At 63.4% G+C, this 13538-nt stretch carries 14 protein-coding genes and 1 riboswitch; of the genes, 5 read left to right on the forward strand and 9 right to left on the reverse strand.

The window, feature by feature from the left end:
* The first annotated feature begins 27 nt into the window (after window positions 1-27).
* Window positions 28-105, forward strand: a riboswitch (SAM riboswitch).
* 43 nt (window positions 106-148) lie between these two features.
* Together IG197_RS09355 and apaG are read left to right on the forward strand one after the other, a co-directional pair.
* On the forward strand, window positions 149-1342 hold the full coding sequence (locus IG197_RS09355; RefSeq protein WP_067965413.1) for an O-succinylhomoserine sulfhydrylase: 1194 nt from the start codon (window positions 149-151) through the stop codon (window positions 1340-1342).
* A 160-nt stretch (window positions 1343-1502) separates the two neighbouring features.
* The gene (gene apaG, locus IG197_RS09360) at window positions 1503-1895 is read left to right on the forward strand and encodes a Co2+/Mg2+ efflux protein ApaG (protein WP_115733334.1); all 393 of its coding nucleotides are present in this window, start codon (window positions 1503-1505) and stop codon (window positions 1893-1895) included.
* Window positions 1896-1914: 19 nt separating this feature from the next.
* Here apaG and IG197_RS09365 read toward each other — a convergent pair whose 3' ends face one another.
* From IG197_RS09365 to IG197_RS09375, 3 genes are all read right to left on the reverse strand, one after another.
* The gene (locus tag IG197_RS09365) at window positions 1915-2907 is read right to left on the reverse strand and encodes an Hsp33 family molecular chaperone (protein WP_182576004.1); all 993 of its coding nucleotides are present in this window, start codon (window positions 2905-2907) and stop codon (window positions 1915-1917) included.
* Window positions 2908-3023: 116 nt separating this feature from the next.
* Window positions 3024-3941, reverse strand: coding sequence for an ornithine carbamoyltransferase (gene argF, locus IG197_RS09370; RefSeq protein WP_182576003.1), 918 nt, complete (start codon window positions 3939-3941; stop codon window positions 3024-3026).
* A gap of 15 nt (window positions 3942-3956) precedes the next feature.
* Complete coding sequence (locus tag IG197_RS09375) at window positions 3957-5150, reverse strand: aspartate aminotransferase family protein (protein WP_192318421.1); 1194 nt, start codon at window positions 5148-5150, stop codon at window positions 3957-3959.
* 354 nt (window positions 5151-5504) lie between these two features.
* Between IG197_RS09375 and IG197_RS09380 the strand changes: the two genes are divergently transcribed.
* Window positions 5505-6023, forward strand: a complete 519-nt coding sequence (locus IG197_RS09380; protein WP_067965418.1) for a GcrA family cell cycle regulator — start codon at window positions 5505-5507, stop codon at window positions 6021-6023.
* Between the two features lie 89 nt (window positions 6024-6112).
* Here the strand turns inward: IG197_RS09380 and IG197_RS09385 are convergent, their stop codons facing one another.
* From IG197_RS09385 to IG197_RS09405, 5 genes are all read right to left on the reverse strand, one after another.
* Window positions 6113-7126, reverse strand: a complete 1014-nt coding sequence (locus IG197_RS09385) for a magnesium and cobalt transport protein CorA (RefSeq protein ID WP_154387160.1) — start codon at window positions 7124-7126, stop codon at window positions 6113-6115.
* 89 nt (window positions 7127-7215) lie between these two features.
* The gene (gene phoU, locus IG197_RS09390; RefSeq protein WP_067965420.1) at window positions 7216-7941 is read right to left on the reverse strand and encodes a phosphate signaling complex protein PhoU; all 726 of its coding nucleotides are present in this window, start codon (window positions 7939-7941) and stop codon (window positions 7216-7218) included.
* A 167-nt stretch (window positions 7942-8108) separates the two neighbouring features.
* On the reverse strand, window positions 8109-8759 hold the full coding sequence (locus IG197_RS09395) for an SdpI family protein (RefSeq protein ID WP_192318423.1): 651 nt from the start codon (window positions 8757-8759) through the stop codon (window positions 8109-8111).
* Window positions 8756-9025 (reverse strand): autorepressor SdpR family transcription factor, encoded by a 270-nt coding sequence (locus IG197_RS09400; protein WP_210346905.1) that lies wholly within the window; start codon window positions 9023-9025, stop codon window positions 8756-8758. Before IG197_RS09400 ends, IG197_RS09395 begins: the two co-directional genes overlap by 4 nt.
* Before the next feature lie 146 nt (window positions 9026-9171).
* Window positions 9172-10449: an ATP-binding protein gene (locus IG197_RS09405; protein WP_192318425.1), complete on the reverse strand. Its 1278-nt coding sequence runs from the start codon at window positions 10447-10449 to the stop codon at window positions 9172-9174.
* A 98-nt stretch (window positions 10450-10547) separates the two neighbouring features.
* Between IG197_RS09405 and ppk2 the strand changes: the two genes are divergently transcribed.
* Both ppk2 and IG197_RS09415 read left to right on the forward strand, forming a co-directional pair.
* On the forward strand, window positions 10548-11486 hold the full coding sequence (gene ppk2, locus IG197_RS09410) for a polyphosphate kinase 2 (RefSeq protein WP_192318427.1): 939 nt from the start codon (window positions 10548-10550) through the stop codon (window positions 11484-11486).
* A gap of 700 nt (window positions 11487-12186) precedes the next feature.
* Window positions 12187-13029 carry a transporter substrate-binding domain-containing protein gene (locus IG197_RS09415; RefSeq protein WP_154387161.1) on the forward strand — a complete coding sequence of 281 codons (843 nt, stop codon included), beginning with the start codon at window positions 12187-12189 and terminating at the stop codon, window positions 13027-13029.
* A 16-nt stretch (window positions 13030-13045) separates the two neighbouring features.
* Here the strand turns inward: IG197_RS09415 and IG197_RS09420 are convergent, their stop codons facing one another.
* Window positions 13046-13459: a tellurite resistance TerB family protein gene (locus IG197_RS09420; protein ID WP_067965428.1), complete on the reverse strand. Its 414-nt coding sequence runs from the start codon at window positions 13457-13459 to the stop codon at window positions 13046-13048.
* Window positions 13460-13538 lie beyond the last annotated feature (79 nt).

The following is a 13538-nucleotide window of genomic DNA, read 5'->3' on the forward strand; positions in this document are numbered from 1 at the left end:
ACGCAAGCAGGCTGCGGGTCTAAAGGACATTTATCCCGTGGTGATTTGGCCGGTCGGCTTGCAGCCACGTTAAACAAGTCGCTAAAGGGCCGCGTTGTGGACCGGTTGCGACTTATCGCGGCCGGTTTTTTTGTATTTGGATTTGGCTATGAGCTCCGAAAAGCAGCGTAACTGGAAACCCCAGACCACCCTCGTCCATGGCGGCAGCCTTCGCTCCGGCTTCGGCGAGACCTCGGAATCGATCTTCCTGACCCAGGGCTATGTCTATGAAAGCGCCGAAAGCGCCGAGGCCCGCTTCAAGGGCGAGACCCCCGGCTTCATCTATTCGCGCTACGCCAATCCCACCGTCGACATGTTCGAAAAGCGCATGTGTGCGCTCGAAGGCGCGGAGGACGCACGTGCCACCGCCTCCGGCATGGCGGCCGTCACCGCCGCCATCCTGTGCGGCTTGAAGGCCGGCGACCACATCGTTGCTGCCCGTGCCCTGTTCGGCTCGTGCCGTTGGGTCGTCGAGACGCTGGCGCCCAAGTATGGCATCGAGGCGACGCTGGTCGACGGCACGCTGATCGAGAACTGGGAAAAGGCGGTCCAGCCCAACACCAAGCTGTTCTTCCTGGAAAGCCCGACCAACCCGACGCTCGAAGTCGTCGACATCGCGGCGGTCGCGACCCTTGCCAATTCGATCGGCGCACGCCTCGTCGTCGACAATGTCTTCGCCACGCCGATGCAGCAGAAGCCGCTCGAGCTCGGCGCCCATGTCGTCGTCTATTCTGCCACCAAGCACATCGACGGCCAGGGCCGCTGCCTCGGCGGCGTCATCCTGTCGGACAAGAAGTGGATCGATGAGAACCTGCACGACTACTTCCGCCACACTGGCCCGAGCCTGTCGCCGTTCAACGCCTGGACGCTGCTCAAGGGCTTGGAGACACTGCCGCTGCGCGTGCGCCAGCAGACCGAGACCGCCGGAAAGATCGCCGACTTCCTCGCCGAGCAGCCTGAAGTGTCGCGCCTGATCTATCCGGGCCGCGCCGACCACCCGCAGGCCGACATCGTCAAGCGCCAGATGTCGGGCGGCTCGACGCTGATCTGCTTCGACGTCAAGGGCGGCAAGAAAGCCGCTTTCGCCTTCGAGAACGCGCTGCGGATCGTGCTGATCTCGAACAATCTCGGCGACGCCAAGAGCCTGATCACCCATCCGGCGACGACGACGCACAAGAACCTCACCGACGAGGCCCGCGCCGAGCTCGGCATCGACGACGGCACGCTGCGTCTGTCGGTCGGCCTCGAAGACGCCGACGACCTGCTCAACGACATCGGCGACGCGCTGAAGGCGGCGCGCTAAACGCCCAGGACAACGGCGCTCCGCAACCGGGAGCGCCGTTCGAGCCGGCGGTAAGATCCGTCACAGCCTCATCACAATCGGCGTGATTTTGTCGAACAGCAGTTGACCCGCAGCCTCGCGCGGCGGACTCTGTCATCGTGCAGGCCAAGGAGCGCAGCATATGTATCGCGCAATCACCCGCAACATCGCGGTCGAGGTCGAGCCCTTCTATCTGGTGGACCAGTCGGAGCCATCGGAAAACCGCTACGTCTGGGGTTACCGCGTCACCATCGAGAACAATTCCGACGAATTCGTCCAGTTGCTGTCGCGCTACTGGCACATCACCGATGCGAGCGGCAAGGTCGAAGAAGTGCGCGGCCCGGGCGTGGTCGGCGACCAGCCCGAGCTCAATCCCGGCGACAGCTATCAATATGCGTCCGGCTGCCCGCTCTCGACGCCGTCAGGCATCATGGTCGGGCGCTACACCATGCGCAACGAGGCGGGCGAGATGTTCGACATCGCCATCCCGGCCTTCTCGCTGGACTTGCCCGATGCTCGCCACAGGCTGAACTGACGCATCATTGCGCCCGACTTCACTGTACCGGTGCGAATTCTGCCGGGTCGAATTCGTAGGACTTGGAGCAGAACTCACAGGCGACGCGGATGACGCCGTCTTCGACGCTGTCAGTGATTTCCTCGGCCGTGAAGCCCTGCAGGATGCCCTTGATCTTCTGGCCCGAACACGAGCATTCGTCGACAACGCGAACGCCGTCATAGACGACCACGCCATGCTCGTGGAACAGGCGGTAGAGCAGCCTTTCGGTGCCGACCGTCGGGTCGATCAGTTCGGTCGGCTCGATGGTTCCGACCAGCGCCAGAAGCTCCTGCCAGGAGTTGTCGTCCGGGTGGACTGCGATGTCGCGCTCGTCGCCGTCGCCGCCATGGATGTCGGCCACGCGCCGGCGCTCGGGCGAGTCGGGCAGGAACTGCGCCAACAGGCCGCCGGCACGCCAATGCTCGCGCGGGCCGCCTTCGGCCGGCAGCACGAGCTTTGCCACCGACAGCTTGACCTCGGTGGGGATCTGTTCCGACTGGCGGAAATAGGCGCGCGCCGCCTCTTCCAGCGTGATGCCGTTGAGTTCGACGATGCCCTGGTAGCGTTGGGTATGCTCGCCCTGATCGATGGTCAGCGCCAGCACGCCGCTCCCGAGCAGATCCTCGGGCGCGGTCATGCCGGCCTCTATCGCCGCATCGACGCGGTCGGCGTCGAAGCGTGCATAGGCGCGCAGCGAATGCGGCGTGGTGAAGTCGGCGACCAGCATGTCGACCGGCCCGTCAGTGCGGGTCTGGAAGATGAACTTGCCTTCGAATTTCAGCGACGTGCCGAGCAGCACCGTGACCACACAGGCCTCAGCCAGGAGCCTGGCCACCGGCTCGGGATAGTCGTGCCGTCCGAGGATCTGGTCGAGCAGCGGGCCGAGTTGGACGGTGCGGCCACGCACGTCGAGCGGCTCGACCTGGAATGGAACGACATGGTCGTCGCCGGCGAACCCGAATTCGCCGAGCTTGCGTTCGGTGTCAGTCACTGGAACTTATCCCATCTATAGAGTTCCGCGCCCGGTCGGTCCGCCGACGGTCGCAGAACATGGCTTTGATGATAATTGAATGATCCCGCCCCAGATAGGGTCGCGGGATCACGCATTCAAGCGCCCAGGCACCAGGCGAGCACGGCCTTCTGCGCGTGCAGCCGGTTTTCCGCCTCGTCGAAGACCACCGAGTTCGGGCCGTCGATGACCTCGTCGGTCACTTCCTCACCGCGATGCGCCGGCAGGCAGTGCATGAACAGGGCGTCGGGCTTGGCATGCTTCATCAGGTCGGAATTGACCTGATAAGGCAGGAACACGTTATGGCCGCGGGCGCGATGCTCCTGGCCCATCGACACCCAGCAGTCGGTGACGATGGTGTCGACACCGCGAACCGCGTCTTCGGGCGAGCGCGTGATCATGACCTTGCCGCCATTGGCGCGGGCCCAGTCGATGTACTTCTGCTCCGGCTCGCTGCCTTCGGGCACGGCGATGTTGACGTTGAAGCTGAAGCGGGCCGAAGCCTCGAGCAGCGAGTGCAGCACGTTGTTGCCGTCACCGGTCCAGGCAAAGGTCTTGCCGCGCACCGGGCCGCGATGCTCCTCGAAGGTGAGGATATCGGCCATCAGCTGGCACGGATGGGTGTCGTCGGTCAGGCCGTTGATGACGGGAACGGTCGCATTCTCGGTCAGCTCGAGCAGTCGGTCATGCGCGGTGGTGCGGATCATGATCGCGTCGACATAGCGCGACAGCACCTTGGCGGTGTCGGCGATCGATTCCGAGCGGCCGAGCTGCATCTCGGTGCCGGTCAGCATGATGGTTTCGCCGCCAAGCTGACGCATGCCGACATCGAACGAGATGCGCGTGCGGGTCGACGGCTTGTCGAAGATCATCGCCAGCACCTTGCCCTCCAGCGGCTTCGATCGCTCGCCGGCTTTCAGGCGCGCCTTGCGCTTGGCTGCGTCGTCGAGAATCCCGCGAAGGTCGCTCCCGGAAAGTGCCGAGAGGTCGGTGAAATGGCGAATCCCGCTGGTCATGTAACTTCCTTGGGTTCAGCCGCCGCTGGCGGCGGCCTTGGAAAGGCTGGCAGCTCCGGCGCGAACCCGCGCGAGCGCCTCTTGGATGTCCGCGTCGCTGGTCGTCAGCGGCGGTAGCAGGCGGATCACATTATCACCTGCGGGCACCGCAAGCAGCTTGTGGTCACGCAGCGCCATGTTCACCTTGGTGTTGGGCATGGTGCATTTGAGACCGAGCATCAGGCCGGAACCGCGGATACCCTCGATCACGTCGGGGAACTCGTCGGCGACGGCGGCGAGACCCTGCTTGATCAGCAGTGCCTTGCGGCTGACCTCATCGAGGAAGCCTTCATCGAGCACGACGTCGAGCACGGCATTGCCGACGGCCATGGCAAGCGGATTGCCGCCAAAGGTGGTGCCATGCACGCCGGCAGTCATCGCGCTTGCTGCCTCTTCGGTGGCCAGGCAGGCACCCATCGGGAAACCGCCGCCGATGCCCTTGGCGATCGCCATCAGGTCCGGATTGACGCCGGCCCATTCATGGGCAAACAGCTTGCCGGTCCGGCCGATGCCGCACTGGACTTCGTCGAAAATCAAGAGCAGGCCGTGCTTGTCGCAAAGCTGGCGCAGGCGCTTCAGGGATGCGGTCGGGAACGGACGGATGCCGCCCTCGCCCTGCACCGGCTCGAGCATGATCGCCGCCGTCTCCGGTCCGATCAGCTTCTCCGCCGCATCGATGTCGTCAAAAGCGACCTGGTCGAAGCCTTCGACCTTCGGACCGAAGCCCTCAAGATATTTGGCCTGGCCGCCGGCGGCAATTGTCGCCAGGGTGCGGCCATGGAAGGCGCCCTCGAAGGTGATGACGCGGTAACGCTCGGGGTGCCCCTTCACATACTGGTAGCGGCGCGCCGTCTTGATCGCGCACTCCAGCGCTTCCGCACCCGAATTGGTGAAGAAGACGCGGTCGGCGAAGGAGTTTTCGGCCAGGCGTTCGCCAAGCCGGCTCTGGCCGGGGATCTGGTACAGGTTGGAGACGTGCCAGAGCTTGGCAGCCTGCTCGGTCAGTGCCTGGACGAGATGCGGATGGCTGTGGCCCAACGAATTCACCGCGATGCCACCAGCAAAATCGAGGTATCGCTCGCCGGTTTCGGTGATCAGCCAGGAACCCTCACCTCGCTCGAAAGCCAGAGGTGCACGAGCAAACGTCTCGAAAAGCGCCGAACCGCTCATTATATGTCTCTCCGAAGCCCGGAAAATCAAAAAGCCGCCTCAGAGCGGCGGCCTGCGGCTATATCAGGTTTTTCTGCCATGAAGTCAACGAAAACGTCGCTTATGCCAGCGCATTCCAAGCCACCCGTTGCCGCGTAGCCACGTTATCTCGGCAAGTTGGGGAAAACCGTAAAAACCGAATCGTGCTGCCCTCTCGGACTCTTGTCACGGAGTCAGCGCATCGGTAATTGTAATTGAGAAATAACTAGATTTCGTGCGGCGGACATAATCACCGAATAGATGTGGTGTCCAACCGGCTTTGCCCGGACGGAAAAGGATTCCGAGTACTGCGCGTTAAATCAGGAGCACGGTCTCATGAATTGGACTGACGAGCGGGTCGAACTACTCAGGAAATTGTGGTCGGAAGGTCTGAGCGCGAGCCAGATCGCGGCGCAATTGGGCGGCGTCAGCCGCAATGCCGTCATCGGCAAGGTTCACCGCCTGAAATTGTCGAGCCGCGGCCGCGCGACGGCTGCCCCGGCGCGTCAGAAGAAGACGACGCAGGCAACGACCGCGACCAAGACTGTGCAGCGCACAGTCACGGCGACGCGCACCGTGACCGCCAGCATCGGCGCAACCGCGCTGCAGGCGCAGTTCGAGGTCGAGCCGGTTGCCCGCCAGTACATCCGCCCGGTTGAGAACGTCGTCGTGCCGATCTCGCGCCGCCTGCAGCTGGTTCAGCTCAGCGAGCGCACGTGCAAGTGGCCGAACGGCGATCCGCTGAGCGAAGACTTCAGTTTCTGCGGCAACGAAGCCGGTGAGAGTGGGCCCTATTGCGGCTACCACTCGAAGATCGCCTTCCAGCCGGCCTCGGAGCGCCGCCGCTCGCGCTGAGCGAATAGCAAACAGTACAATTGAAAAAGGCCTCGGATCGCCAAGCGTTCCGGGGCCTTTTCTTATCCGCTACTCACCATTTGCTGCTCTCACAGCCACCCGTTCTTCCTGAAGCGCCAGTACAGGATCGAGCAGATCGTCGCGATCGCGACCAGCACGGTGGGATAGCCGTACTCGAAATGCAGCTCGGGCATCTCGGCAAAATTCATGCCGTAGATGCCGGCAAGCGCCGTCGGCACGGCCAGGATGGCCGCCCAGGAGGCGAGCTTCTTGGCGATCGCCGTTTCCTGGCTTTGGCCGACAAGCAGGCTCGCCTCGAAGGCGAAGGCCAGCACCTCGCGCAGATTGTCGACCTTTTCCAGCACGGTGCGGATATGGTCGGTGACGTCGCGAAACAGCGGATGCATCGCCGGTCGCAACTGCGGCAGGTCGGCGCTGGTCAGGCGGCGACAGACCTCGACCAGTGGGCCGGCGGCATTGCGCAGGCGCAACAGGTCACGCCGCAGCATGTAGAGCCGCTCGATGTCCTTCGACGTCATCGGCCGCGCCAGAACGCCATCCTCGATGAGGTCGACCTCTTCCTCGATCTGCTCAAGCACCGGCATGTAGTTGTCGACGATGAAATCGAGGATCGCGTAGAGAATGAAGTCCTCGCCTTTTGCCAGCGCGCTCGGACAGCTTTCCCAATGCTGGCGGACAGCGGCATAGGAGGTCGAGACGCCGTGGCGGACGCTGACGATGTAGCCCTTGCCGACGAACATGTGTGTCTCGCCGAAATTCACCCGACCCTGCACCAACTGCGCTGTGCGTGCGACGATGAACAAGGCATCGCCATATTGCTCGATCTTGGGACGTTGGTGCGGATGCTCGGCGTCCTCAATGGCAAGGTCGTGCAGATTGAACTGGCGCTGCACCCTGAGCAGCAGCTCGCGGGCCGGCTCGAGCAGGCCAATCCAGACGACGTGGCCTTCCTTGGCCGCCCAGAGGCCGGCTTCTTCGATCGGGATGTCGGCAATACGACGGCCGCCGAAATAGACGCTGGAGGCGACGACACCGCCTTCCAGCTCGGGGTCCTTGTCGAACTTCCTGGCCAGTTCGGTCATGCTGCACCCCTGCGGGGATCAGCCCCGCCAATCGGAGACTATTCTAGACCTTCACCACCCGGCGCAGAAGAGCCCGCGTCCATCGTGGCTCAGCCCGACTTTCCCTCGCCTTCCAGCGTCACGCGATGGCTCTTGTCTTCCTTGGGGCGCTCGGGCGGCATCTGCTCTCCGGTGACGATGTAATAGATCGTCTCGGCAATGTTGGTGGCGTGGTCACCGATGCGCTCGATGTTCTTGGCGACGAACAGCAGGTGCGTGCACGGGGTGATGTTGCGCGGATCTTCCATCATGTAGGTCAAAAGCTCGCGGAACAGCGAGGTGTACATGGCGTCGATCTGCTCGTCGCGGTCGCGCACGAAGCCGATACGCTCGACCGAACGCGAGGCGTAGACGTCGAGCACTTCCTTGAGCTGGGTCAGCGCGAGTTCCGCCAACGCCTCCAGGCCGCGGAACAGGCTGTTGGGTTGCCGGCCCTCGGCCACCGCCAGCACGCGCTTGGCGATGTTCTTGCCAAGGTCGCCAACGCGTTCGAGATCGGCCGAGATACGGATCGCGCCGACGATCTCGCGCAGGTCGGTCGCCATCGGCTGGCGCCTGGCGATGATCAGGATCGCCTTGTCGTCGATCTCGCGCTGGGCCTCGTCGAGCACGATGTCGTCCTGGATCACCCTCTGGCCAAGTGCCGGGTCGGCATTGACCAGAGCGGCGATCGCCTGATCGACCATACGCTCAGCCTGGCCGCCCATCGCGGCGATCTTCCGCGCCAGGAATTTCAGCTCGTCGTCGTAGGCACTGACAATATGTTGTGACTGCATGGCCGAATTTTCTTTCGTCGGTTCCCGTTGGGGAATCGTGATCCTGAATCTAGCGCTTTACGCTAGCCGCATGACGGAAAAAAGAAACCGGGGAAGGATTTAGCGCCGGCGCGACGAAATCTGCCAGGTCTGCACATCGGAAAGATCGCTTTGCCGGCTTCGGGCAATCATCGCGTGTGATTGGCCAACCGGTAACTGTAGATGCCACCCACGAGCAGCGGCACCAGGAACGCCGCCAGCAGTGCGGCGATCAGCCAGGTCGGATGCTGCACCAGCAGCGCGCAAACCACCAGCACGATGCCGCCGGCAATGAACAGCATGCCGGTCAGCCGCTGCGTCGCGCGCCAGAGCGCGGGATCATTCATGATCCACGGCAAGCGCACGCCGGCGATGGCATTGGGCTGGGTTTTGGGCATGACGTTGCCCACAAGGATCAGCATGACGCCAAGCGACAGCGTGATGACGCGCACCATCTGGTCGGGGTAGCCGAGGCCGATCAGCACGATCGAGCCCTGGATCGTCAGCATCAGCCCGGTCATGAGGGGTATGACGGTCGCAAAGGCATGTTTGCTCGACGCCATCTGCTCCGGTCCCGCCCGGTTTCCGATGAAGGCCAGCAGCACCGACAGCGTAACAACCGCCACGGGCGTCAGCAGCAATGCCGTGTCGCGCGGCCAGAATGCATCTGCCTCGCCGCTCGGCCCCCAATGGATCGGCAACATCGAGCCCGCCGGCACCAGCAGGTAACCGGCAAGCGTGACGGCAGCGAGGGCTGCCGCAAGCGCCAGATTGATGCGCGAAAACAGGGCCTGCTTCATGGTTCCGGGTCCTTCAGGCTGAGGAGCCCTGTTAGGGCCTCCTCGAGGATCGACGTGTTGAGGTGATAGATCAGGCTCGTGCCGCGCCGTTCGACAGCGACCAGCTCGGCCTGCTTGAGCTTGTTGAAATGCACCGACAGCGTCGGTTTGGTCAGATCGAAATGCCCTGCCAATTCGCCGGCACTGAGCGGCCCCTTCTTGAGCAACGCCAGGATCCGCCGCCGGACCGGGTGTGAAAGCGCCTCAAAAACCGCATTGATGCCCATCTGGCCGCCGTTGAATGTGTCCGCGATATTATTTAGAAATTCTTCTAATTAGAGTCAATGCGAATTATTGAAATGCAGAAGCGTCGGCCGGCTGTCCATGCCAGGCGGTCGACGCTGCATGCGACAAGGCAAGTTTTGCTTGCGGCTCAGGCGATGGGGAAATGCACTGTGAAGGCCGAGCCGTCGCCCAGCTTCGAGCGGATCGACAGCCTTGCGCCATGCCGCGTCAGGATGTGCTTGACGATCGACAGGCCGAGGCCGGTGCCCTTCTGCGCACGGCTGGTCTCGACATCGACGCGGTAGAAGCGCTCGGTGACGCGTGGAATATGCTCTTCCGGAATGCCCGGACCGAAGTCGCGGACGGTGACTTCAAGCTCGGCTTCGCTGCCCTGCCCGACGCGCCGCATCGACACCTGCACGCGCCCGCCCGACTGGCCGTATTTGCAGGCATTTTCGAGCAGGTTCTGGAACACCTGGAACAGCTCGTCGCGGTCACCGTGAACCTCGAACGAACCATCGCCGAAATCGCGCTCGACGACCACGCCGGTCTCTCCGGCCAGAGGGCCGAGCGAGGCGATCACCGCGTCGACCGTCTGGCGCAGGTCGACGCGGACGCCGGGCTTGAGATAGGGCTTCATCTCCAGCCGCGACAGCGACAAGAGATCGTCGATCAGGCGAGCCATGCGGCCGGTCTGGTTCTGCATGATCTGCAGGAACTGGTCGCGCGCATTGGGATCGTTGCGGGCCGGACCGCGCAGCGTCTCGACGAAGCCGGCGATGGAGGCGAGCGGCGTGCGCAGCTCATGGCTGGCGTTGGCGATGAAGTCGGCGCGCATACGGTCGATACGGCGCGCCTCGCTCTGGTCCTTGAATGCCAGCACGAACAGCCCGGTGCCGCGCCCGACCGCCGACGCGGTGACGCGATAAACACGCTCGAACGGCACCCGCTCGACATAGTCCGTAGCCTGCCCGTTGCCCGCGCCCGCCAGCACCGTCTCGATCAGCACCTGCATTTCGGGCGCACGGAACTTCAAAAGCAGCGGAAGGTCGGGCCTGATCGCGCCGAAGGCCGTCTCGGCAGCCGCATTGGCATGCACCACCGTGCCTTCGCGGTCGAAGATGATGAGCGGATCGGCAACTGCTGCCGCCAGCTTCTCGCCCGACAGCCTGTCGAGCAGCGAGCGCTCGATGCCGGCGCTGGCCTCGGCCAGCCGGCGGGCTGCCGGCGTGCGCGGCGCGACGAGCGCGAACAAGATTAGCGCTGCAATCGTCCCAAAAGTGAAGGGCACGGAGACGCCGCCGAAGAAATGGACCGCGAGGACGGCAAGGATCGCCGCGGCCAACATCCAGCGGTTCTGGTACAGTCGGCCGACCCCGATCCGCGCCGTGCGCCTTGCCTTCGTCTGCGTGGTGGTCTCTGCCATACGAACGTTTCCGGTGCCGCAGCACCTGCAAGAAGCCTCTGGACCACTCCCAAGCCACCCAATAGCATGACTTGCCGAGCTGGAAAGGTGCCGAGGTCATGAAAAAAGACAAGGAAAGCAAGAAGGACAACGCCGCCAGCGCGGCGGTTAAGGTCGATCCGGTGCCGGTCGCCGGCCCCGTCGAGATCAGGATCGGCAAGGAAGAGCGCAGCTTCGACATCAACGACCCCGTCCTGCCCGACTGGATCGACAAGAAGGCGCTGACGTCGGGCCACTATCCCTATGACGACAAGCTGCCGCAGAAGGAATACGAAAGGACGATCGAACAGCTGCAGATCGAACTGGTCAAGCTGCAGGCCTGGTTGCAGGCTGTCGGCAAGCGCGTGCTCGTCCTGTTCGAGGGCCGTGACGCCGCCGGCAAGGGTGGCACCATCGCTGCGGTGCGCCAATACCTCAACCCGCGCACGGCGCGCGACGTTGCTCTGACCAAGCCGACCGAGACCGAACGCGGCCAATGGTATTTCCAGCGCTACGTCGAGCATTTCCCGACCTCGGGCGAGTTCGTCACCTTCGACCGCTCCTGGTACAACCGCGCCGGAGTCGAGCCGGTCATGGGCTTCTGCACGCCCGAACAGCACCGTCAGTTCCTCGACGAAACGCCGAGCTTCGAGAAGATGATCGTCAACGAGGGCATCCACTTCTTCAAGTTCTGGCTCGACATCAGCCAGGAAATGCAGCTCAAGCGCTTCCACGACCGGCGCCACAGCCTGCTCAAGAGCTGGAAGTTCTCGCCGATGGACATTGCCGGCATCAGCAAATGGGACGACTACACCAGGGCGCTGAACCTGATGGTCGAAAAGACCCACACCCAGCACGCGCCATGGATCGTCGTCCAGGCCAACGACAAGCGGCGCGGCCGCATCGCGGTCATCCGCCATATCCTGCGGGCATTGCCTTATGAAGGCCGCGATCTCGACGTTGTCGGCAGGCCCGACGGCAAGATCATCGCCGAAGGCATGAAGTTCCTGAAGGACTAGCGGTTTGAAGGCAAATGAGTGAGCTCGCGCGGCGGCGCCGATGCGGTGTATTCGCCCAATGGGGCGACCACCGGCAAAGCTCAAACAGCAAGCACCACCTGCCCATGGCAGCATCGCCCAACACGCCGTCGCAAACGCGCACAGCCTTCAGAAGCTGCGGCGGTCTTTTGGTTTCAGCGCAAGCCGGCAGCGCCATACCAGCCTCATAGGCGTGGTGCCGTCTGCTTCGTCGAACGCCTGAGCTTCGGTGGCGCGCAATACAGCGCGGACGCAGAAAAAGCGGGGCGGATGGTCGCGTGACTGGAGTCAACCGCAACCATCACGCACCCACGGCCTGCGAGCCGTAAATTTGGATACTACGACAGTAATCGAACCAAGCCACGCCAGCTGTTTCAGACAGCCCGCACGCGCAGGTGCGTCCCCCCCAAGGCGACTGGTCCAGTTGCATTGCAACACCCCCATGCTGCAACTCCCCGCCGGCGATTATGCATATTGGCCCATTTGAGGCCATGCCCCGAACGGGTGAGACGCCGACTAATTAACTTAGATTGTCTTTTTCGCCTCGGGGCTTGTGACCCTTGTGGTGCATTGTTCCACAATCGCTTTGCCTGTGCGCGACGACGACGCTAAAGCTTCTGCCAGTGATCATCGCGACGCGTGTCCAGACCGGACACGCGGCAACCGAAGGCCCGGAGCAGACATGAACCCCGCACCGCTGATGCTTGCGATCGTCATGTCGCTTGCAACACTGCCCGGCCCGGCCCGGTCGGCCGAACCGCAGGTGCCGGTGCTGTGGGACAGCAAGGAGCGGCTGCCGAAGCCTGATCTGTCGACGCTGCCGCGCCTGCGTTTCCTGACCACCACAGATTTCCCGCCCTTCAACTTCATCGACAAGGCGGGCCGCCTGTCGGGCTTCCATGTCGACCTCGCCCGCGCCATCTGCGCGGAACTCGGCATTGCCGAGAAATGCCAGATCCAGGCCCTGCCCTGGAACGAGCTCGGCAGCGCGCTGAACGCAGGCGAAGGCGAAGCCCTCATCGCCGGCGTGCCGGCAACGGCCGAGACGCGCGAAAAATACGCCTTCTCGCGGCCCTATCTGCAGTTCCCAGCGCGCTTCATCATGAAGAAGGCGCAGGCCGTCACCGAGCCGCTGGTCGACAAGCTGCGCGACAAGCGTGTCGGCGTGATCGCCGGCTCGGCGCATGAGCGTGTGCTCAGGGACTATTTCGGCAATCTGAAGGTCGTCACCTATGCCAAGCCGGACTGGCTCAACGCAGACCTCAAAGACGGCAAGCTCGACGCCGTCTTCGGCGACGGCATGCGCCTGTCGTTCTGGCTGAGCGGCACCGACGCCGTCGGCTGCTGCCGCTTTGCCGGCGGGCCCTACCTGGCGCCCGAGTATCTCGGCACCGGGCTTGCGATCGCGACAACGCCAGGCAATGCCGCACTTGCCGCAGCCTTCGACTACGCGCTGCACGAAATCTCGGCCAAGGGCACCTTCGCCGAGCTCTATCTCCGCTACTTCCCGGTCAGCTTCTTCTGACCAAGGCTCGACCGACTCAGGTCAGGGAGCGGTGGCGGGCCTTGGTGGCGCGCTCGATTGCAGCGACAGTCAGCGCGTCGACGCTCAGGTGATGGCGCAGGCGCTGCAGGATGCGCACCTCCTCCATCCGCATTTCGAGATCGACTGAAGCCACCTCGAAGGCCGCCGCATAGGCCGTGTCATGTAGCCGCTCCGGAATTGCCCGGCGGGCGAGTTCGAGCACGCCTTCCAGCCCCGGCTCCTCGTGCAGCAGTTCCTGGCAGTCCTGTGCCACGCCGATCAGCCGCTTCTGGTCGAAGTCCATGAAGACGGGCCAGGACTTGACCACCTCGCCGATCCGCGCCAGCTCGACATCGGTCATGTCGCGGTCGGAAGCTGAGGTGATGACCATCAGATAGATCAGCGCCTCGTGGGCAGTCGGCAAGGGCATGGAGGTCTCCAAAGTGTTGAATCTCGCCCGAACTTAGGAACGCAACCCCGTCACTGCAACGAAAAATGGCCGGAATCGT

Origin of the sequence: Aminobacter sp. SR38 (assembly GCF_014843375.1) — a bacterium.
Lineage (GTDB): Bacteria > Pseudomonadota > Alphaproteobacteria > Rhizobiales > Rhizobiaceae > Aminobacter > Aminobacter ciceronei.

Coding starts and splice junctions, on each gene's coding strand:
- IG197_RS09355 (WP_067965413.1), top strand. CDS start 149: ATGAGCTCCGAAAAGCAGCGTAACTGGAAACCCCAGACCACCCTCGTC.
- apaG (WP_115733334.1), top strand. CDS start 1,503: ATGTATCGCGCAATCACCCGCAACATCGCGGTCGAGGTCGAGCCCTTC.
- argF (WP_182576003.1), bottom strand. CDS start 3,941: ATGACCAGCGGGATTCGCCATTTCACCGACCTCTCGGCACTTTCCGGG.
- IG197_RS09375 (WP_192318421.1), bottom strand. CDS start 5,150: ATGAGCGGTTCGGCGCTTTTCGAGACGTTTGCTCGTGCACCTCTGGCT.
- IG197_RS09380 (WP_067965418.1), top strand. CDS start 5,505: ATGAATTGGACTGACGAGCGGGTCGAACTACTCAGGAAATTGTGGTCG.
- IG197_RS09385 (WP_154387160.1), bottom strand. CDS start 7,126: ATGACCGAACTGGCCAGGAAGTTCGACAAGGACCCCGAGCTGGAAGGC.
- phoU (WP_067965420.1), bottom strand. CDS start 7,941: ATGCAGTCACAACATATTGTCAGTGCCTACGACGACGAGCTGAAATTC.
- IG197_RS09395 (WP_192318423.1), bottom strand. CDS start 8,759: ATGAAGCAGGCCCTGTTTTCGCGCATCAATCTGGCGCTTGCGGCAGCC.
- IG197_RS09400 (WP_210346905.1), bottom strand. CDS start 9,025: ATGGGCATCAATGCGGTTTTTGAGGCGCTTTCACACCCGGTCCGGCGG.
- IG197_RS09405 (WP_192318425.1), bottom strand. CDS start 10,449: ATGGCAGAGACCACCACGCAGACGAAGGCAAGGCGCACGGCGCGGATC.
- ppk2 (WP_192318427.1), top strand. CDS start 10,548: ATGAAAAAAGACAAGGAAAGCAAGAAGGACAACGCCGCCAGCGCGGCG.
- IG197_RS09415 (WP_154387161.1), top strand. CDS start 12,187: ATGAACCCCGCACCGCTGATGCTTGCGATCGTCATGTCGCTTGCAACA.
- IG197_RS09420 (WP_067965428.1), bottom strand. CDS start 13,459: ATGCCCTTGCCGACTGCCCACGAGGCGCTGATCTATCTGATGGTCATC.